General features: G+C 65.6%; 18 protein-coding genes. 13 read left to right on the top strand and 5 right to left on the bottom strand.

Translation table 11 applies throughout. The features are described 5' to 3' along the window. Positions 1 to 74: 74 nt before the first annotated feature. Genes AC07R0_RS19550 through AC07R0_RS19540 form a run of 3 tightly spaced genes read right to left on the bottom strand, consistent with a single transcriptional unit; the run spans position 75 to position 2,796 of the window. On the bottom strand, positions 75 to 1,271 hold the full coding sequence (locus AC07R0_RS19550; RefSeq protein WP_495106078.1) for an amidohydrolase family protein: 1,197 nt from the start codon (positions 1,269 to 1,271) through the stop codon (positions 75 to 77). Between the two features lie 33 nt (positions 1,272 to 1,304). Then, positions 1,305 to 2,009: a TetR/AcrR family transcriptional regulator gene (locus tag AC07R0_RS19545; RefSeq protein ID WP_495106077.1), complete on the bottom strand. Its 705-nt coding sequence runs from the start codon at positions 2,007 to 2,009 to the stop codon at positions 1,305 to 1,307. Between the two features lie 10 nt (positions 2,010 to 2,019). Next, the gene (locus AC07R0_RS19540) at positions 2,020 to 2,796 is read right to left on the bottom strand and encodes a ferredoxin--NADP reductase (RefSeq protein WP_495106076.1); all 777 of its coding nucleotides are present in this window, start codon (positions 2,794 to 2,796) and stop codon (positions 2,020 to 2,022) included. A gap of 204 nt (positions 2,797 to 3,000) precedes the next feature. Here AC07R0_RS19540 and AC07R0_RS19535 point away from each other — a divergent pair, with 204 nt between their 5' ends. From AC07R0_RS19535 to AC07R0_RS19480, 12 genes are all read left to right on the top strand, one after another. Then, positions 3,001 to 4,587 carry a 6-hydroxynicotinate reductase gene (locus AC07R0_RS19535; RefSeq protein ID WP_495106075.1) on the top strand — a complete coding sequence of 529 codons (1,587 nt, stop codon included), beginning with the start codon at positions 3,001 to 3,003 and terminating at the stop codon, positions 4,585 to 4,587. A gap of 13 nt (positions 4,588 to 4,600) precedes the next feature. Next, on the top strand, positions 4,601 to 5,524 hold the full coding sequence (locus tag AC07R0_RS19530; protein WP_495106074.1) for a UPF0280 family protein: 924 nt from the start codon (positions 4,601 to 4,603) through the stop codon (positions 5,522 to 5,524). A 25-nt stretch (positions 5,525 to 5,549) separates the two neighbouring features. Next, positions 5,550 to 6,191, top strand: coding sequence for an amino acid synthesis family protein (locus tag AC07R0_RS19525; protein ID WP_495106073.1), 642 nt, complete (start codon positions 5,550 to 5,552; stop codon positions 6,189 to 6,191). A 37-nt stretch (positions 6,192 to 6,228) separates the two neighbouring features. Next, entirely contained in the window at positions 6,229 to 6,813 is a 585-nt protein-coding gene (locus AC07R0_RS19520) for an amino acid synthesis family protein (RefSeq protein ID WP_495106072.1), read from the top strand. Between the two features lie 36 nt (positions 6,814 to 6,849). After that, positions 6,850 to 8,055 (top strand): ABC transporter substrate-binding protein, encoded by a 1,206-nt coding sequence (locus AC07R0_RS19515; RefSeq protein ID WP_495106071.1) that lies wholly within the window; start codon positions 6,850 to 6,852, stop codon positions 8,053 to 8,055. A 45-nt stretch (positions 8,056 to 8,100) separates the two neighbouring features. Continuing rightward, complete coding sequence (locus tag AC07R0_RS19510; protein WP_495106070.1) at positions 8,101 to 9,999, top strand: ABC transporter permease; 1,899 nt, start codon at positions 8,101 to 8,103, stop codon at positions 9,997 to 9,999. Continuing rightward, a complete protein-coding gene (locus AC07R0_RS19505; RefSeq protein ID WP_495106069.1) occupies positions 9,996 to 10,865 on the top strand; it encodes an ABC transporter ATP-binding protein in 870 nt (289 codons plus the stop codon). Before AC07R0_RS19510 ends, AC07R0_RS19505 begins: the two co-directional genes overlap by 4 nt. Then, positions 10,865 to 11,593: an ABC transporter ATP-binding protein gene (locus AC07R0_RS19500; protein WP_495106068.1), complete on the top strand. Its 729-nt coding sequence runs from the start codon at positions 10,865 to 10,867 to the stop codon at positions 11,591 to 11,593. The genes AC07R0_RS19505 and AC07R0_RS19500 overlap by 1 nt, the downstream gene beginning before the upstream one ends. A gap of 26 nt (positions 11,594 to 11,619) precedes the next feature. Next, positions 11,620 to 12,339, top strand: coding sequence for a bifunctional nicotinamidase/pyrazinamidase (gene pncA / locus AC07R0_RS19495; protein WP_116608303.1), 720 nt, complete (start codon positions 11,620 to 11,622; stop codon positions 12,337 to 12,339). A gap of 4 nt (positions 12,340 to 12,343) precedes the next feature. Continuing rightward, the gene (locus AC07R0_RS19490; RefSeq protein WP_495106067.1) at positions 12,344 to 12,808 is read left to right on the top strand and encodes a (2Fe-2S)-binding protein; all 465 of its coding nucleotides are present in this window, start codon (positions 12,344 to 12,346) and stop codon (positions 12,806 to 12,808) included. Next, positions 12,805 to 16,344 (top strand): molybdopterin cofactor-binding domain-containing protein, encoded by a 3,540-nt coding sequence (locus AC07R0_RS19485; RefSeq protein WP_495106066.1) that lies wholly within the window; start codon positions 12,805 to 12,807, stop codon positions 16,342 to 16,344. Before AC07R0_RS19490 ends, AC07R0_RS19485 begins: the two co-directional genes overlap by 4 nt. 157 nt (positions 16,345 to 16,501) lie before the next feature. Next, the gene (locus AC07R0_RS19480; RefSeq protein WP_495106065.1) at positions 16,502 to 17,992 is read left to right on the top strand and encodes a putative bifunctional diguanylate cyclase/phosphodiesterase; all 1,491 of its coding nucleotides are present in this window, start codon (positions 16,502 to 16,504) and stop codon (positions 17,990 to 17,992) included. A gap of 9 nt (positions 17,993 to 18,001) precedes the next feature. Here the strand turns inward: AC07R0_RS19480 and AC07R0_RS19475 are convergent, their stop codons facing one another. Both AC07R0_RS19475 and AC07R0_RS19470 read right to left on the bottom strand, forming a co-directional pair. Continuing rightward, positions 18,002 to 18,538 (bottom strand): nucleotidyltransferase family protein, encoded by a 537-nt coding sequence (locus AC07R0_RS19475; RefSeq protein ID WP_495106064.1) that lies wholly within the window; start codon positions 18,536 to 18,538, stop codon positions 18,002 to 18,004. Further along, positions 18,531 to 19,511 carry an XdhC family protein gene (locus tag AC07R0_RS19470; protein ID WP_495106063.1) on the bottom strand — a complete coding sequence of 327 codons (981 nt, stop codon included), beginning with the start codon at positions 19,509 to 19,511 and terminating at the stop codon, positions 18,531 to 18,533. Before AC07R0_RS19470 ends, AC07R0_RS19475 begins: the two co-directional genes overlap by 8 nt. A gap of 275 nt (positions 19,512 to 19,786) precedes the next feature. Between AC07R0_RS19470 and AC07R0_RS19465 the strand changes: the two genes are divergently transcribed. Beyond that, entirely contained in the window at positions 19,787 to 20,422 is a 636-nt protein-coding gene (locus AC07R0_RS19465; RefSeq protein ID WP_495074656.1) for a DUF6806 family protein, read from the top strand. Positions 20,423 to 20,428: the final 6 nt, after the last annotated feature.

Here is a 20,428-nt window from a genome sequence, read left to right as displayed (position 1 = left end):
CAACAGAGTCGCCTGTTCGGTTGTGCCAGTCGGACTCTCGTGAGAGCCCTGTCCATGACTAAGTTGAAGCGCTCTTAAGACGCACCGACGTATGTCGGTACTGTCGTCGCCGGAGGTGTGTTCCTGCTGCGCTCGCAGCGTACGATGCCGTCGATCATCACCATGCCGACGCCGGGCAGGTCGCCGAGCTGCACGCTGTCCAGTAAGTTGCGACCGGCCGAGTGTTGGGCTTTGTCCATGAAGACAAAGTCGGCGGCGCGGCCGACCTCGACCAGGCCGCAGTTCAGATTCCGAATGCGCGCGGTATTGCCGGTGGCGAAGCAGAACACCAGTTCGGCCGGGATATTGCCCAGGCTGGACAGCAGGGCCACCATGCGCAGCATGCCCAGGGGCTGCACGCCCGATCCCGCCGGGCCGTCGGTACCGAGGATCACGCGGTGCGGGCATTTGAGCTGCAGCGCGGCCTGGGCGGCGGCGATGGCCACCTTTTCATTGCCGTTGTGCACGATCTCGATGGCGCGCGAGGATTTTTCGCAGAGCTCGCACACATGGGCTTCTGACAACGAGGTGTGGCCGCCGTTGATGTGGCCGATCACGTCGGCATCGGCCTCCAGCACCACGTCCTTGTCGATCAGGCCCGAGCCGGGGATCGATGGGCCGCCCGTGTGGATGGTGCTCTGGATGCCGTACTTGCGCGCCCAGGCCACCATCTGCTGGGCCTCGTAGCCGGCCTTGACCGAGCCCAGGCCGACTTCGCCCAACAGGCTGACGCCGGCATCGGCCAGGTCCTTGAAATCCTGCTCGACCATGCCTTTTTCGATGATGGGCGCGCCGGCAATCACCTTCACGCCGCCCGGGCGGAAGTTGTCGAATGCGCGCTGGGCGGTGATGGCCAGGGCCTTCAGTCCGACGATGTCCTTGGGCCGGCCCGGCAAATGCACTTCGCCGGCCGAAACCATGGTGGTGACGCCGCCGTGCATGGTCGAGTCGATCCAGCCCAGTTGGTTTTGCCGCGGGGTCCAGTCGCCGAACACTGGATGCACATGGCTGTCGATCAGGCCGGGGGCGACGCAGGTCTGGCGGGCGTCGATGGTGGTGCGGGCTTCGCTGGTATCGCAGTCCTTGGCCTTGCCTACAGCGACGATCAGGCCGTCATGGATGACGATGGTGTCTGCATCGAGGATGGGCTGGTCGATGTCGCCCGACAGCAGCAGACCAATATTCTGGATGACGACCTTGCCCGACTTTGCGCCGGCGATTGCTTCTGCCATGGTGTTCCTTCGTGGGGTGGTTGTATGGGGCGGCTACCGGGTCACGGTGCGCAGCACGGTGTCGAGCACAAAGCCTTCCCAGTGCGCCAAGGCATCGGGGGCTTCGAGGTTGTCGCCCAGAAAGGCGGACAAGGTGTACCGGTTGGACAGGTAGAAATAGCCGAGCGAGGCGATCAGCAGGTACACGTCGCGGGTCTGCAGATCGTCGCGGAACAGCTTTTGGGCGATGCCGTTCTGCATGATCTCGCCGAGGATGGCAATCGCCGGCGACGAGTACTCGCGGGCCCGCAGCGACTTGGCGATGTGCTTGCCCTTGTGCAGGTTTTCTGTGTTCAGCAGGGTGATGAACTCCGGGTGCTTGCGGTAGTAGTCAAGCACAAAGCGGATCACCGCGCGTAGCGCCTCCAGTGGCTGGGCCACGTCCAGCGCCAGCCGCGACTCGGCCTCGTTCATGCGGCGGTAAATGCCCTCCAGCACCTCGATATACAAGCCTTCCTTGCTGCCAAAGTAGTAGTAGATCATGCGGTCGTAGGACTTGGCGGCGGTGGAGATTTTCTCCACGCTGCCGCCGTCGTAGCCGTGCTTGGCAAAGACCTTGGTGGCTGCGCGTAGGATGCTGTCGCGCGTGGCCTGCGCGTTCTGCTCGCGCACGCCGGGCTTGGCGGTTTTGCCGGTTTTGCTGGCTGGTGCCTTCTTGCTGGCAACCGGTTGGCGGCCGGATTTGGCGGTACTGGGCATGGTGTAGTGCTTACTGTTCGGCGAACGCACGTTCTATCACGAAGTCGCCGGGGCGCGAGGTGTTACCTTCCTTGAAACCGCTTTCTTCGAGGCTGATTTTCAGGTCGCGCAGCATGGCAGGACTGCCGCAGATCATCGCCCGGTCGGTGGCGGGGTCCAGATCGGGCAGGCCCAGGTCTTTGGCCAGCTTGCCGCTCTCGATCAGGTCGGTGATGCGGCCCATGGTGTGGAAGGCTTCGCGCGTCACTGTGGGGTAGTAGCGTAGCTGCTTGCTCACCAGCTCGCCCAGAAATTCATGCTGGGGCAGGTGCTGGGTCAATAGATCGTGGTAAGCCAGCTCTTCCACCTGGCGCACGCCGTGCACCAGAATGAGTTCCTCGTATTTTTCGTAGGTCGCGGGGTCGTGGATCACGCTCATGAATGGTGCAAGACCAGTGCCGGTGGAGAACATGTACAGGCGCTTGCCGGGCAGCAGATAGTCGATCAGCAGGGTGCCGGTGGGCTTGCGTCCGACGATGATGCTGTCGCCTACCCGGATGTGCTGCAGGCGCGAAGTCAGTGGGCCATCGGGCACCTTGATGCTCAGAAATTCCAGGTGTTCTTCATAGTTGGCGCTGACGATGCTGTAGGCGCGTAGCAGCGGCTTGCCGGTCTCGGTCTTCAGGCCGATCATGGTGAAGTGGCCGTTGGAAAACCGCAGCGACGGATCGCGGGTGGTGGTGAAGGTGAACAGCTTGTCTGTCCAGTGGTGCACGCTCAGCACGCGCTCTTCGTTGAATGCACTCATATGGTGTGTGTTGGAAAGTGGATGAAAACAGTGGGTGAAATCTGCGGGTTTACTAGTGTCTTTTCTGTTGCGGTACGCATATGCTTATGCTAAATTGCCAGCATCGAAAATGTAGTGCTTACAACATTTAAGTTAAGTGAATGCTACATAAATTGCGATGGCGGTACAAGTACTTTTCATAACCTCTGCTTGTTTGAGCCCACGATGACAGAACACACGAAAACCGATGGACTGCCCGCCATGGATGGCGGTGTGCCTGCGCAGCCGGAGCGTGCAGCTTCGCGCCATGAGCGCATGGCGACCGACAAGATCGCCTGCAATGCCTGTCCGGTGCTGTGCCAGATTTCCGAAGGCCGGGCCGGGGCCTGCGATCGCTACGCCAACCAGGGTGGCAGCTTGGTGCGGGTCGATCCTGTCGTGCTGCTGCGCCGTGCCGTGTCCGATGTGTCCGCGCCGCTGGTGGCGTTCGCCGCTACCAGTGAGCTGACCCCGGACTGGAATGGCGACCTGCTGTTGGCTGACGAGGTATTCGTCACCGGCGTGGGTTCGTCCACCACGTATCCCGACTACAAACCCGCGCCCTTCATCGTTGCATCCCAGGCCCAGGGCGTGGACATGGTGACCGTGGTCACCGAGGGCATCTTCAGCTACTGCAGTTTCAAGATCAAGATCGACACGGACCGCTACCTGGGCCCCGAGCAGGCCAATGTGCGCTGCAAGGGCGAAGTGGTCGGCCATGTCACCACTGCGGAATACGGTTCGCAGATGCTGTCCCTGGGCGGCGTGCACCACCTGACCGGCGGCAGCAAGAAGGAGGGCCGCGTTACCGTGCAGATGATGGAGGCCCTGGGCAACAAGCAGGCGGTCGAGTTGACCATTGACGGTGGCTCGCAGATCGTGGTGCAGGCCGGACGCGCGCCCATCGTCAACGGCGTGGAGGAGCAGCGCATGCGCGTGGGCTGCGGCTCGGCGGCAGTCGGCATATTCGCCAAGCAGTTGTTTGGCGAGGCCGATGAAGTGGTGGTGGTCGACGACCACATCACCGGCGTGCTGACCGAGCACCAGGCGGGTCGTTGCCTGGACATGCCGCGCTCGGGCATCCAGATGCGTGGCCGCAAATCCACGCCCGGGCGTTACTTCCAGGTGGCCAATCCCGGCACCGGCTGGGGCGGTACCGATATTGCCGACCCGTTATCCATCATCGAAGGCTGGGACCCCGAAGTGGCCCGGCCTGGCATGCGCCTGCTGATGACCTCCACCACCGGCGAACACGCGGCCTGGTATGTGTTGGACAACGCCTTACAGCCCGTGGAGCAGCCCATGCCGGCCAGTGTGCAGCGCATCATCGAGCGCATAGGCGAAAACTGCGAACCTTCGCTGTGCACCGTGTTGTTTCTCGGCGGTGCGGGCGGCAGCCTGCGCGCCGGCGTGACCGAAAACCCGGTGCTGCTGACCCGTGCCATCAAGCAGGCGCTGGTGAATGTGACCTGCGGCGGCGCGCCGGCCTATGTGTGGCCGGGCGGCGGCATCACGGTGATGGTCGATGTGATGCGCATGCCCGACAAGAGCTTCGGTACCGTGCCCACGCCGGCCATCGTTGCACCCATCGAATTCAGCCTGCGGTTGGATGACTACCGGGCGCTCGGCGGCCATATGGACCATGTGCGCAGCCTGGAGCAGGCCTTGCGCACCGGTGCCTGGCACAGCGACGGCGCGCCGACTGCACGGCTCTGGCTGCAGAACCCGACCGCCAATGCCTGGCCCCTGGGCCAGCCGCCGCTGCTAGGCTGAAACAGCACGCACCATGTCCTCTCAACGCGCTCCCCTGTCCGATGGCCGCTGGCACTTCCAGCACGGCCCCATCGACATCGTGATCGGCGCCAACGGCGAGTTTGCGGCAGTGGCCTCGGCCCACCAGGCGGCCTGGCAGCGCTTCCAAACCCTGCTGCAGGAGCTGGTGGCTGAGCTGCCCATCCTGCGCCAGGCCTTGCCGTTGGCGGGAGCCTTGCCCAAAGTCCATGAATGCTTGTCGGGCGCCGTGGCGCAGCGCATGTGGACAGCCTGCGCTCCGTTCCGTGCGGGTTTCATTACGCCCATGGCTGCCGTGGCCGGCGCCGTGGCGCAAGAGTTGATTGCCTGTTACCAGCGCCCGGGAGTAGACCGGGCGTGGGTGAATAACGGCGGCGATATTGCATTCCATCTGGCGCCGGGCCATAGTCTGCGGGTGGGTTTGTTTGCCGACCTGGATGCCATGGGGGCGGCGCTGGCGGACCCTGCGGGTTTGCGCACCGATGCGCAGGCTAGCCTGGAGTACGGCTGGCCGGTGCGCGGCATCGCCACCAGCGGCTGGCGCGGACGCAGTTTCTCGCTGGGGATTGCCGATAGCGTGACGGTGCTGGCGGCCACCGCTGCGCAGGCCGATGCGGCCGCCACGGTGGTGGCGAATGCGGTGAATGTGCAGTATCCGGGCATCCTGCGGCAGCCGGCTTGCCTGCTGCGTGACGACAGCGATCTGGGCAGCCTGCCGGTGACCACCGAGGTGCCGCAGCTGCCCCCCGACTTGGTGCGCAGGGCACTGGCGGTGGGATTGGCCCAGGCGCAGGCTTTGCAGCGGGCTGGCTTGCTGTGGTCTGCGACCCTGGTGTGCCAGGGGCAATGGCAGCAGACGCAGGTACTTCCCGCTCTGGCAGCCGAGGATGTCACGCAAGTTGGTTCAGTATTTGCTTAATGAAATTTACAAGACGATTCAACCCATGATCTCTATCCGACGCATCTTTACCCACGTGGAAGAAATCCGCCACGAGTTCGGCCCCGAGGCCGCGGTTCCGCTGCTGCGCGGCGCCATCGGCGCGGTGCTGACCAACCCCTTTGCCGGGCGCTTTGAGCCCCACATTCTGCCGATGATGGACGCGCTGCAAGACGTGGGCATAGATATGGCGCACCGCCTGCTGGCCGCCATGCAGCTGCCGGTGGAGCGCATCGCCAGCTATGGCAAGGGCGCGGTCATCGGCGCGGCCGGCGAGTTGGAGCACGGCGCGCTCTGGCATGTGCCCGGCGGCTACGCCATGCGCGAACTGCTGGGCTGGAAGGGCGACCGCAACGCCTACGCCAAAGGCCAGGCCGAAGAGAAAACCGGCCAACCCGGCAACGCCCTGGCCATCGTCCCGTCGACCAAGAAAGTCGGCGCGCCCGGCACTGCGCTGGATGTGCCGCTGACCCATATCAATGCCGCCTATGTGCGCAGCCATTTCGACGCCATCGAGGTGCGTGTGCCCGGAGCGCCCGCCGCCGACGAGATCGTCTTCATCCTCGCCATGGCCTCGGGCGCGCGGGTCCATGCGCGTGTCGGCGGCCTCGAACCCCAGGGCATCGCCCGTTGGGACGGCCTGCGCTGAACTGCGCGTCACCTACACACCATCTAGGAAGCACACCATGTCCGCCAAGATCCGAAAAATCATCGTCCAGGTCGATGAAGTCCTTCTCGAAATGGGCCAGCCCGTTACACCGCCCACCCGCCGCGCACTGGCCATGGCCGTCATCGCCAACCCCTACGCGGGCCGCTATTCTGAGAACCTCGATGAGCTGATCGCCATCGGCGAAGAACTCGGCGGCCTGCTGGGCGACAAATGCGTACAAGCCCTGGGCATAGCGCCCGGCGCCGCACAGAGCTACGGCAAGGCCGCCATCGTCGGCGAGGGCGGCGAGTTGGAGCACGCGGCCGCCATCCTGCACCCCAAGCTCGGCGCGCCGCTGCGCAAGGCGGTAGAGAAGGGCGCGGCCCTGGTGCCATCGGCCAAGAAGATTGGTGGCCTGGGCACGGCGATCGACGTGCCTTTGGGCCACAAGGACGCGGCCTTTGTGCGCAGCCATTTTGACGCCATGGAAGCCCGGGTATCGGATGCGCCCCGCGCTGGTGAGATCGTGGTGGCCGTGGTCGTCACCGACAGCGGCCGTCCCCTGCCGCGCATCGGCGGCTTGCAGGTGTCTGAGATCGTCGGCCAGGACGGCCTGCGCTAAACGTTTTTTCCTTTTCTTGAACCCAGGAGTTTTGCCATGAAGTTATTGCGTCCTCTGCTCTACACCGCCAGCTGTGCCGCCACGCTGGCCATGCTCTCCACGGCCCATGCCCAGGGGGTCATCAAGATCGGCGAGGTCAATAGCTACAAGGCCCAGCCGGCCTTTCTCGAGCCCTACAAGAAAGGCATGGAGCTGGCTGTTGAGGAAATCAACGCCAGCGGCGGCGTCAACGGCAAGAAGATCGAGCTGATCACCCGCGATGACAACGCCAACCCCGGCGATGCGGTGCGCGTGGCCGAAGAGCTGATTTCGCGCGAAAAGGTCGATGTGCTCACCGGCACCTTCTTGTCCAACACCGGACTGGCCATGACCGACTTCGCCAAGCAGAAGAAGTTCTTCTTCCTGGCCGGCGAGCCGTTGACCGACAAGATCATCTGGGGCAGCGGCAACAAGTACACCTACCGCCTGCGCCCCGGCACCTATATGCAGGCTGCGATGCTGGTGCCCGAGGCCGTGAAGCTGAAGAAAAAACGCTGGGCCGTGGTCTACCCCAACTACGAATACGGCCAGTCGGCCGTGGCCGCGTTCAAGCAGCTGTTGAAGGCCGCACAGCCCGATGTGGAGTTCGTCGCCGAGCAGGCCACGCCGCTGGGCAAGGTCGATGCCGGCAGCGTGGCCCAGGCCCTGGCCGACGCCAAGCCCGATGCGATCTTCAATGTGCTGTTTGGCGCCGACCTGTCCAAGTTCGTGCGCGAAGGCAATACCCGCGGCCTGTTCAAGGACCGCGAAGTGGTCAGCGTGCTGACCGGCGAGCCCGAGTACCTGGACCCGCTGAAAGACGAGTCACCGAATGGCTGGATCGTCACCGGCTACCCCTGGTACGGCATCCAGACGCCCGAGCACAAGGCCTTCTTCCTGGCCTACCACGGCAAGTACAAGGACTATCCGCGCCTGGGCTCCGTGGTCGGCTACACCGCCATCAAATCGCTGGCCGCCGGCATGAAGAAAGCCAAGAGCAGCGAGTCCGAAAAACTGGCCGTGGCCTTCCAGGGCCTGCAAGTCGACAGCCCCTTCGGCAAGATCACCTACCGCGCCCAGGACCACCAGTCGACCATGGGCGCCTTCGTCGGCAAGACCAAGAACGATGGTGGCAAGGGCGTGATGGTGGACTACACCTATCTCGACGGTGCCAAATACCTGCCCACGGACGCCGAAGTGGCCAAGCTGCGCGCTCCCGACTAAGCCTTCGACATAGCAGACCTTGCCCACGGCTCTTGAGGATACGGAATGAATTTTTCAGGCTTTGTGGTCCAGCTGCTCAACGGGCTGGCCGGGGCGTCGTCGCTGTTTCTGGTGGCGGCTGGGCTGTCACTGATCTTTGGTGTGACCCGCATCGTGAACTTTGCCCACGGCTCGTTTTTCATGGTCGGCACCTATGTGGCGTATTCGCTGGTCGAGCAGCTGGGCACGCGCCTGGGCTTCTGGCCGGCGGTGCTGCTGTCGGCGGTGGCGGTGGGCGTGTTGGGCGGCCTGATGGAGATGCTGTTGCTGCGGCGCATTTACAAGGCGCCCGAGCTGTTCCAGCTGCTGGCCACTTTTGCGCTGGTGCTGGTGATCAAGGATGCCGTGCTGTGGCTCTGGGGCCCGGACGAACTGCTGGGCCCGCGCGCGCCGGGTTTGTCGGGCGCGGTGGAGATTCTGGGCCGGCAGTTCCCCTCGTATGACGTTTTCCTGATCTTTGTCGGTCCCATTGTGCTGGGCCTGCTCTGGCTGTTGTTGACGCGTACCCGCTGGGGCACGCTGGTGCGCGCCGCCACGCAGGACCGCGACATGGTCAGCGCGCTGGGCGTGAACCAGGCCTGGCTGTTCACGGCGGTGTTCGCCCTGGGTGCGACGCTAGCCGGCCTGGGCGGCGCCCTGCAGCTGCCACGCGAACCGGCGACGCTGGAGATGGACCTGAACACCATAGGCGCGGCCTTCGTGGTCGTGGTGGTCGGCGGCATGGGATCGATCCCCGGCGCCTATGTGGCAGCGCTGCTGATCTCTGAAATCAAGGCCGTCTGCATCTGGCTGGGCGTGGTCGAAATCCTGGGTTACAGCCTGTCGTTTTCCAAGCTGACCCTGGTGGTCGAATTCCTGGTCATGGCCGTGGTGCTGGTGGCCCGGCCATGGGGCCTGATGGGCCGGCCCCAGCCCGCCAGCCGCTACGTGGGCATGCAGGAGGAACCCTTGCGCCGCGCCAGCAAAACCTGTGGTGTCGCGGCTGCGGTACTGGGCCTGGTGCTGCTGGCCTTGCCGGTGCTGACTGCGGGCTCGCCCTACACCACGGTGCTGATGATCGACCTGCTGGTGGCCGCGCTGTTCGCCGCCAGCCTGCACTTCATCATGGGGCCGGCGGGCATGCATTCCTTCGGACATGCGGCTTATTTCGGCCTGGGGGCCTATGGCGCCGCGCTGCTGGTGCGCAGCACCGGCATGCCGATGGAACTGGCGCTGGTGGTCGCACCCCTGGTGGCCGCGCTGGGTGCCCTGGTCTATGGCTGGTTCGCGGTGCGACTGTCCGGCGTGTACCTGGCCATGCTGACCCTGGCTTTCGCCCAGATCACCTGGGCCATTACCTACCAGTGGGACGCCTTCACCGGCGGCAGCAACGGGCTCACCGGCGTCTGGCCCTCGGAATGGCTGTCCGACAAGCAAAGTTATTACTACCTCACGCTGGCGCTGGTGGCAGGCGGCGTGCTGTGGCTGCGGCGCGTGCTGTTCTCGCCGTTCGGCTATGCCTTGCGGGCCGGCCGCGATTCCAGCCTGCGCGCCGACGCCATCGGCATCGACGTCAAGCGCATGCAGTGGGCGGCCTTTGTGCTGGCCGGTGCGGCGGCGGGCTTGGCGGGGGCTTTGTACGCGTTCTCCAAGGGCAGCATCTCGCCCGAAACCCTCAGCGTGGGCCGCTCGGTCGATGGCCTGGTGATGGTGCTGCTGGGTGGCATCCAGACCCTGGCTGGACCTGTGGTCGGCGCGGTCACCTTCACCTGGCTGCACGACACCGTGGCGCGCAATACCGACTACTGGCGCGCCATGCTGGGCGGCATCATCCTGCTGTTGGTGCTGCTGTTTCCGCAAGGCATTGCCGGCTATGCACAGCAGCTGTTTGCGCGCCTGCGCAGTGCGCCGGAGGCCAAGCCATGAGCAATACACCTTTGCTGAAAGTCGCCGGCCTGGGCAAGTCCTTTGGCGGCAACAAGGCCGTCGATGGCATCGCCTTCGAACTGGCTGCCGGCGAGCTGCTGGCGCTGATCGGCCCCAACGGTGCGGGCAAGTCCACCACCTTCAACATGGTCAACGGCCAGCTCAGGGCCGACCGCGGCTCGATCCAGCTCAACGGCCAGGAGCTGGTCGGCCGCAAGCCGCGCGACATTTGGCACATGGGCGTGGGCCGAACCTTCCAGATCGCCGAAACCTTTGCCTCGCTCACCGTGGTCGAGAACGTGCAGATGGCGCTGCTGTCGCCGGCCGGCAAGCTGTTTTCCATGTGGCGGCGGGCGGCCGATTTCCAGCGCGACGAAGCCCTGCATCTGCTCGACCAGGTGGGCATGCGCGCCCAGGCCGAGCGCCCCTGCAATGTGCTGGCCTATGGCGACGTGAAGCGCGTCGAGCTGGCCATCGCCATGGCCAACAGCCCGAATCTGCTGTTGATGGACGAGCCCACCGCCGGCATGGCACCCAAGGAGCGCAACGACCTGATGGCCCTGACCAAGCAACTGGTGGTCGACCGCGGCATGGCTGTGCTGTTCACCGAGCACAGCATGGACGTGGTGTTCGCCTACGCCGACCGCATGATCGTGCTGGCGCGCGGCCGCCTGATCGCCGAGGGCAAGCCGCTGGAGATCCGCGACCACCCCAAGGTGCAAGAGGTCTACTTCGGCACCGGCAAAACGTTTGAAAACCCCCAGGCTGCGCGGACTTCGTTCCGCTCCGCCAACCCCCTTGCAGGGGGCAACGCCAGCGGCCCGGCAGAGCCGGTTCCGCGGCGTTCCGCGAAGGGAGGGGCATGATGTCCACCGTTTTGCTGGAAGCCCAAGGCCTATGCGCCTGGTATGGCGCGGCCCAGGTGCTGTACGGCGTGGACCTGAACGTGCAGCGCGGCGAAGTAGTGGCCCTGATGGGCCGCAACGGCGCGGGTAAATCCACCACCCTGAAGGCCGTGATGGGCATGCTGGCCAAGCGCCAGGGCCGCGTGCAGTTCATGGGACATGACATCTCCACCAGCGAGCCGCACCACGCGGCGCGCTTGGGCCTGGGCTATGTGCCCGAAGACCGGCGCATCTTCACCGACCTGTCGGTGCTGGAAAACCTGTCCGTCGGCCAGCAGCCGCCGCGCCGCTGGGCCGACGGCAGCGATGCCCCGCTGTGGACGCCCGAGCGCCTGTTCCAGCTGTTCCCGAATTTGGGCGAAATGCCCAACCGCCCCGGCGGCCAGATGAGCGGTGGCGAGCAGCAGATGCTGACTGTGGCGCGCACCCTCATGGGTAACCCGTATCTGGTGCTGCTGGACGAGCCCTCCGAAGGCGTGGCCCCGGTGATCGTCGAGCAGATGGCCCACATGATTCTGGCCCTCAAGGCCCAGGGCGTGAGCATCCTGCTGTCCGAGCAGAACATGCACTTCGCCGAGCTGGTGTCCGACCGAGCCTACGTGCTGGAAAAAGGCCAGATCCGCTACCAGGCATCGATGAGCGATCTCGCCGCGAACGACGAAGTGCGCCGCGCCTATTTGAGCGTCTGATTTCCCCAACCTTAGGAGCATCCACCATGCACAGCAGCCACCGCCGAACCCTTTTGAAGTCCACTGCCGCCCTCGGCGTGCTGGGCGGCCTCGGCCTCTCGGCATTTGCCGCCGGCAAGATCAAGCCTGGCAGCGCAGCTCTGATCGTGGTCGATGTGCAGAACTGCTTTCTCGAAGGCGGGACTCTGGCCGTCAAGGGCGGCACCGAGGTGGTGCCGGTGATCAACCAGCTGGCGCCGCTGTTCGAGAACATCGTCGTCACGCAGGACTGGCACACGGCCGGCCACGCGTCTTTTGCCAGCACCTACGCGGGCAAAAAGCCTTTTGAAACCACCAAGCTGAAGTACGGCACCCAGGTGCTCTGGCCCGACCACTGCGTGCAGGGCACGGACGACGCGAATGTCAGCAAGGACCTGAAGCTGCCCACCGCCCAGCTCATCATCCGCAAGGGCTTCCACAAGGAGATGGACAGCTACTCGGCCTTCGAAGAGGCCGACCACAAGACCGCCACCGGCCTGGCCGGCTACCTGAAGGCGCGCGGCATCAAGACGGTGTTCGTCACCGGTCTGGCCACCGATTTCTGCGTCGCCTGGACGGCGATGGACGCACGCAAGCTGGGCTTCGAGGTCTATGTGGTCGAAGACGCGACGCGCGGCATCGACCTGAACGGCTCCCTGGCTGCCGCCTGGAAGGCCATGGCCGCCAAGGGCGTGAAGCGCATCCAGTCCACCGACATCGCCACCTGAATCCGTGCCCACGCTGCACGTCAACGGCCACCCCCATGCGCTGCCTGCCGGCGGCGCCACCCTGCTGCACCTGCTGCGCAACGACCTGGGCCTGAATAGCCCCAAGTACGGCTGCGGCCTGGGCGAGTGTGGGGCTTGCACGGTGCTGGTCGATGGCATGGCGGCACGCGCCTGCGTGGTCCCCGCGCAGGGCGTGGCCGGGCGCGACATCACCACCCTGGAGGGTCTGCGTTCAGGGGCAGCCTTGCACCCGGTGCAGCAGGCATTTCTGGACACCCAGGCCGCCCAGTGTGGCTACTGCTTGAACGGCATGGTGATGATGGCTGTGTCGCTGCTGCAGCACAATCCGCAGCCCAGCGAGGCCCAGATTCGCGCCCAGCTGTCGCACAACCTGTGCCGCTGCGGCACGCATGTGGAGATACTGCGGGCCGTGCAGCGCGCTGCAGTCTTGTTGGCGGAATCCGCATGAGCATGCGGGCCCAGGATGCGCTGAGCCGCGCCGACTTCCATGCGGCCAGCGGCGTGCTGCTGGTGGTGCGCCAACCGCCGGCCCCTCCGCCGCCCGTGCCCGGCCAGCCGGCCGCCGTGTCCGCCAACCCGGCCGAAGGAGTGGAGATTCTGCTGGCCGTCTGGGACGACGGCAGCGTCACCGCGCTCAACGGCCATGTAGACCTGGGCACCGGCCTGCGCACTGCGTTGACCCAGGTGGTGGCCGAGGAGCTGGACCTGCCCATGGAACGCATCCACATGGTGCTGGGCGATACCGCGCGGGCGCCCAACCAGGGTGCGACCATCGCCAGTGCCTCGCTGCAAATCCACGCCGAGCCCTTGCGCCGCGCGGCAGCCCAGGCCAAGGCCTGGTTGGTGCAACGCGCTGCGCCCGATATTGCCGATGCGCTGGCTGGCCAGCATGTGCAGCTGTTGCTGGATCTGCAGACGCCGGTCAAAGACCCCAAGGACTACCGCACCGTCGGCCAGTCGATCCCGCGCGTCGAGCTGCTGGACAAACTTACCGGCGAACTGGTGTTTGTGCACGACATGCGCGTGCCCGGCATGCTGCACGGCCGCGTGGTGCGTCCGCCGTATGCGGGGGCCGACCATGGCGACTTCATCGGCAACACGCTGCAGGCTGTGGACGAGTCCAGCATCGCCCACATCCCCGGCATCCGCGCCGTGGTGGTGCTGCGCGACTTTGTCGGCATCGTCGCCGAGCGCGAAGAACAGGCCGAGCAGGCCTTGCGCGAACTGCGCGTGCATTGGAAGCCCTGGCCCGGCATGCCGGATCTGCGCGATGTGCAGCAGGCCATCCGCAACAACCCGCGCAGCACCCGCCAGCTGGTCGACGAAGGCGATGTGGACGCGGCGCTGGCGGCAGCCGCCGAGTCCATGCCGCGCACCTATGTCTGGCCCTACCAGATGCATGCGTCGATTGGCCCGTCGTGTGCGGTGGCCGATTGGCAGGGGACTCAGCTCACGGTCTGGGCCGGTACGCAGAACCCGCATGTGCTGCGCTTCGATCTATCGCGTCTGGTGGGCCTGCCCGACGTGGCCATCAACGTCATCCGCATGGAGGCCGCCGGCTGCTACGGCCGCAATGGCGCCGACGACGTGGCCGCCGACGCGGCCCTGCTGTCGCGCGCGGTAGGCGCCCCGGTGCGGGTGCAGCTGACGCGCGAGCAAGAACACCTGTGGGAGCCCAAGGGCGCGGCCCAGCTGATGGAAGTGCAGGGCGGCCTGAACGCCGACGGCTCGCCAGCCGCCTACGACTTCCAGACTTCCTATCCGTCGAACGGCGCACCCACCCTGGCCCTGCTGCTGACGCGCAGCATCGAGCCGGTGGCCCAGGCTTTCGAGATGGGCGACCGCACAGCGCGCCCGCCCTATAGCTACGACAACCTGCGCGTCAGCGTGCACGACATGCCGCCCATCGTGCGTGCCTCCTGGCTGCGCGGCGTGTCGGCCCTGCCGAACTCCTTCGCCCACGAGTCCTACATCGATGAGCTGGCCACGGCCGCCGGCGTGGACCCGGTGGACTACCGGCTGCGCTATTTGCACGACCCGCGCGCCGCCGAGCTGGTGCGCGCCACCGCCGACAAGGCCGGCTGGAAGCCGCACACCCAGCCGCAGCAGCAAGCAGCCAGCGGAGATTGGGTCACCGGCCAGGGCTTCGCCTATGCCCGCTACAACCACAGCAAATGGCCGGGCTACGGCTCGGCCTGGGCTGCCTGGGTGGCCGATGTGGACGTGAACCGCGCCACCGGCGAGGTCCATGTGCGCCGCGTGGTGGTCGGGCACGACGCCGGCCTGCTGGTGAATCCCGCCGGCGTCGAGCAGCAGATCCACGGCAATGTGCTGCAAACCACCAGCCGCGCGCTGAAGGAGAAAGTGCAGTTCACCCCCCGCACCAACACCGTGGCCAGCCAGGAATGGGGCAGCTACCCGATCCTGAACTTCCGCGAAGTGCCGGTCATCGAGGTCCTGCACATGCCGCGCCCCGGCGAGCCGGCGCTGGGCGCGGGCGAATCCTCTTCGGTGCCCGGCACGGCGGCGATTGCGAACGCCATCTTCGACGCCACCGGCGTGCGCTTCCGCGAGCCGCCGTTCACCCCCGAAGTCGTGCGTTCGGCATTGAATATGCCTCTGCCGCAGGAAGCACCTGCGCAAGCAGCTATTAATTCAGGAGTAAATGCAGCGCAGCTGGTGCGCCTGCCCTGGCCGGCCCGCCGCACGCTGTGGGCTAGTGCCGGCGCGCTGCTGGCTGGCGTGCTCGGCCTGGGCGCGGCACTGTTCGGCGGCCGCGCCGCCATCGCGCCCAGCGTGCAGGCCGGCCCGTCGGCCTACACCGCAGCCACCATAGAACGCGGCCGCCAACTGGCCGCCGTGGGCAATTGCGTGGGCTGCCACACCGCGCCCGGCGGCCAGCCCAACGCCGGCGGCCTGGCCATGCACACGCCGTTTGGCACGGTCTACAGCACCAACCTCACGCCCGATCTGGAGACCGGCATCGGCCAGTGGTCGTACCCGGCCTTCCAGCGCGCGATGCGCGAAGGCCTCAGCCGCGACGGCCGCCAGCTGTACCCGGCCTTCCCGTTCACTGCCTTCGCCAAGACCAGCGACGCCGACCTGACTGCGCTCTACGCCTACCTGATGGCCCAGCCGGCGGTCCAGGCCGCCACGCCGCCCGCGCAGATGCGCTTCCCGTTCAATATCCGCCCGCTGATGGCCGGCTGGAATGCGCTGTTCCACGACGCCACGTCTTACCAGCCGCAAGCCCAGCAGAGCGCCGAATGGAACCGCGGCGCCTACCTGGTCAACGGCCTGGGCCATTGCGGTGCCTGCCACACGCCGCGCAACGCCCTGGGTGCCGAAAAAGGCGGCAGCAGCTTCCTGGCCGGCGCCCTGGTCGACTGCTGGGAAGCCCCGGCGCTGACCGCCTTGTCCAAAGCCCCTGTGCCCTGGAACGCCGACGCGCTCTACAAGTACTTGCGCCACGGCCACGCCCCCGAACACGGCGCCGCCACCGGCCCCATGGCCCCGGTGGTGCGCGAGCTGGCGGGCCTGCCCGACGCCGACATCCGCGCCATGGCCCGCTACCTGGTCAGCCTCCAGACCGACACCGCGCCCAAGACGAATTCCCAGGTCGTCGTCCAGCAAGCCGCCCTGGCAGCCCCGTTGCCTGGTGTGGCCCAGCGCCTGTTTAACGGCGCCTGTGCCGCCTGCCACCACGACGGCGACGGCCCGCGCCTGCTGGGCGTCAACGTGCCGCTGGCGCTGAATAGCAATCTGCACAGCGACCGCCCCGACAACCTGCTGCAGACCATACTCAACGGCGTGCAAGAGCCCGCGGGCCGCGACGTAGGCTTTATGCCCGCCTTCCGCCACAGCCTGTCGGACGCGCAGGTGGCCGAGCTGGCCGGCTATATGCGGCAGCGCTTTGCGCCAGGCAAGCCGGCGTGGGCAGATTTGCCGCGGGCGGTGGCCCGGGTGCGGGCGCTGCAGCCCTAGTGTGGTGTTGCGCGCTACATATAGCCAAGTCTTTACCGCGCAAATTGCCAACTTCAAAAGCATCGGCGCAGGCATACTTCGCGCTGGACTGCTGCATGCGTGCATGGCAATCCGTTTTTTTCTTCCATAACGCTTACCTGCCACTTCAACACAGTCCATGGAATTCATTCGCTCCAGCCCGCTTGCGCCCTGGTTGTTGCTGTTTCTGGCAGCGGGGCTGGCGGTCCTTGCGGTGTATTTGCTGTGGCGCTGGCAGCGCACGGCGGCCCGGCTGGCCGAGGTGTCGCGCGAGCTGGCCCAGGCCTACGCCCGCGACGGTCTGACCGGCTTGCTGACACCACGGCAGTTCGAACGCGAGCTGGACCATGCTGTGCTGCATGGCGATTTTGAGGGTCACGCGGTGTGCGTGCTGTACGTCGATGTGGACCATTTCCGCTCGGCCAACGAGGCCTTTGGCAAGCAGGCTGGCGACCAGGTGCTGCAGGAACTGGCCAAGCGTATCCAGACGCGCCTGGGCAGTGGGACCATTGCGGCGCGCATGGTGGGCAATGAGTTTGCAGTCATCGTCCGTGGTGGGTTGGAGGCCGGGCGGCACGCGGCTGCGCTGGTGTCCGCGGCCTGCGCGGCGCCGATTGTGGTGCAGTCCAAGGCCAAATCCCAGTCTTTGACATTGACCTGCTCCATCGGCCTGGCGGTTTACCCGGAGCACGCCGAGCGGCGCAACCTGGTGGAGCGGGCTGCGATGGCGATGCGGTCGGTCAAGCTGGCCGGCGGCGATGGCTTTGCCGAATACGACCCGCTGCTGGCCCAGGCACGGCGGGACAGCGCTTCGCTGATGCATGACCTGCGTGGTGCGCTGGAGCGACAGGAATTTCAGCTGTACTACCAGCCGAAGATTGACGCCCGCAGCCTGCAGGTCACTTCAGCCGAGGCCTTGATACGCTGGCGCCACCCCAAGCGCGGCTTGGTCGGGCCGGACAAATTCATTCCCCTGGCCGAGCGCTACGGCATGATGCAGTCCATCGGCCGCTGGGTCATAGAGCAGGCCTGCCAGCAGGCGCAAACCTGGCGCGAGCAGGGCCTGAGCATGCGCATCGCCGTCAACATTTCGGGCCAGCAGCTGCGCCGTGATGATTTCGCCGAGCATCTGCACAGTGTGCTGGTGCAGACCGGTACGCCGGCAGCCCGTTTTACCTGCGAGATCACCGAGTCCGTGGCGCTGGAAAACACCGCCGCCACCATGCAGACTTTCGAGAAGCTGCGGGCGATGGGCGTACACGTGTCGATTGACGACTTCGGCACCGGCCATTCCAGCCTGGCCACACTGCGCAAACTGCCGGCGGCCGAGTTGAAGATCGACCGCGCCTTCGTCATCGACCTGGAAACCAGTGAACACGCCCAGTTCATTGCCAACTCGGTGGTGCGCATGGCGCACGCACTGGACATGCGGGTCGTGGCCGAGGGCGTCGAGACGCAGACCCAGCGTGATCTGCTGGTGCAGATGGGCTGCGACGAGCTACAGGGCTATCTGTTCGCCAAGCCCATGCGTGCCAAGGAGCTGGGCGTGTGGGCGGCCCGGGAGCATGACAAGGCAGAGGCCTTGTTCCGGCCATCGCTGTATTTTGAGGGCGATCCGTTCGCGTCTTAAGGGCAGGTTCTAACGGTCTTGCCAATGCGCCCGTGCCCGATCCAGGTCCTGCACGGTGTCTACATCCAGCACGCAGCCGGCATCAAATACTATTAATTTTGTAGCTGCTTGCGCAGGTAGTATCTGCGCTGCACCGCGATTTCCTTTGAGGTTTTCCAGCGCCTCGCCACAGGCGGCCGAGAAGCGCACCGGGTGCCCGCGCTGGTCTTCGAATACCGGCACCAGCATGTCGGTCGGCATGGCTGCGGTGGCGATCTGTCGCAGCGTCGCCGCTTGCACCAGCGGCAGGTCACCTGGCAGGATCAGCCAGCCTGGGGCATCGCGCGTGGCGCGCACGGCGGCGGCGATGCTGTCACCCATGCCAGGGTGGCCGGCATCCTCCAGGTGCCAGCGTAGGCCGCTGGCGTGCACGGCGGCCAGGGTGCGCTGCAGCACCGTCAAGCCATGCAGATCGGCCTGCAGTTTGTGCACCGTGCCGCCGGACGCCAGAAAGCGCTCGCCGCGGCCGGAGGCCAGCACCAGCACCACGGGCAGGGTTTCAGGCATGGACGCTGCAGGCGCGTGCCTTGAGGGCGTCGGCGGGGTGGGCGGCAGTGTTCTTGACCTGAATGATCTCGGCCAGGATGGATACCGCAATTTCCGCCGGCGTGCGCGCACCTATGCGCAGACCCACCGGGCCGTGCAGTCGCTCCAACTGGGCATCGTTCAGATCGAAGTGTTCGGCCAGGCGCTGCTTGCGCTTGGTCTGGTTGCGTTGCGAGCCCAGGGCGCCCACGTAGAACGCATCGGAGGTCAGTGCCTCCATCAGCGCCATGTCGTCGAGCTTGGGGTCGTGCGTCAGGGCAACGATGGCCGTGTGGGCATCGGGCTGCAGCGCGCGCACCACATCGTCGGGCATGCCGTCCAGGCGCCGCACATTGGCCGGCAGGGCCTGGGCATATTCCTCGCGCGGGTCGCACACCAGCACCTCGAAGTCCAGTGCGGTGGCCATGCTGGCTACGGCTTGCGACAACTGGCCGGCGCCTATCAGCAGCAGGCGCCAGCGCGGGCCGAACAAGGTAGTCAGCGTCTGGCCGTCGAAGGCCATGGCCTGGTCGCGGCGGGCGCCGTGCAGCTGTACCGTGCCGCTGGCCAGGTCCAGGCTGCGGGCCACCAGTTGGTGGTCGGCGGTGCGCTGCAGCAGCTCGGCGATCCAGTCTGTGTCATGTAGTGGCTCCTGCACCAGGCGCAGGCTGCCGCCGCAGGGCAGGCCGAAGCGGGCGGCTTCGTCTTGCGTCACGCCGTAGCTCAACAGGGTGGGGCGGCCTTGTGTGGGCCGAGCGCGGGTGTGTAGATCGTCCTCTATGCAGCCGCCAGACACCGAACCACTGACCAGACCGTCGCCGCGCAGCGCCAGCAGTGCGCCAGGCGGGCGTGGGGCACTGCCCCAGGTTTCCACCACGGTGAACAGGGTGGCACTATGGCCGGCTTGCAACCATGCCAGGGCATCGGCCAATACGCGTAGATCGAGACTTTCCATCCGTTCATCGTAACGTGCGTTGGAACTTGGGCGTGCTTGTACTGCCTTCCAGCGCGGTTGGTGCATATGCATATGCGGCGGCAAGTAAAATCTTGGACTGTATTAAATCCACAACAAATCGGAACGTCTTTCATCTTGACGGCAGTTTCTAGAAAGTTTTTTCCGAAAACCAGCATCCATGCGGTTTTCAAAAGCTTTTTTGATTACGGTCCGACCACCCTCTCTAAAAAAGCGCGCTGGTTCCCAACCATCTGAAAAGCGCCTAATATCTCCTTATGCCTCGTTACAACGCCCCCTTCGAAATCCACGTGCATGGCCAGGTGCCTTTGCGTACTGACGTGACGTTCCAACAAGTTCAGGATGCGCTCAAGCCGCTGTGGAAATACGCCGGCGCCAAGTCCCTGGCCGATGCGGCGGGCAGCGCTTACGAGGAAGAGCCCGGCATCCAGTTCGATGCCGTGGAGCACATGTTGCAAATGTGCTGGACCGTACCGGGCGATGAAGATTTCAAGCAGGCTTTGGACGAAATGTGCATGAGCCTGAACGAGCTGGCCGACGGCGGCGCCTCCATCGAAGTCACGTTTTATGACACCGATTTCGATGAGGACGACCAGGAAGCCACCGACGATTCCCGCGACGACTTCATGATGTTGTTTGTTGGCCCCACGCCGGCCGCCATCATGCAGGTGCAGCGTGACCTGCTGGTGCAGGACGTGGTCAACATGATGGAGCGCCACTTTGACGCATCCGAACTCAACGGCGTGGTGAACGAGATCGACCAGCTCTTCACCCGGCGCTTTGATGCCCTGGTGAATTCGCTGGAGCTGGGCAAACCGCCACGCGGCCCCGGCGGCTCTGGCGGCACCGGTGGCCACGGCGGCGGCGGTCGCCGTCCGCGCCACCTGCACTAACCCGAC

It is taken from the genome of Rhodoferax sp. GW821-FHT07F03, from assembly GCF_059418745.1.
This window is presented reverse-complemented; position numbering and strand designations above follow the sequence as displayed.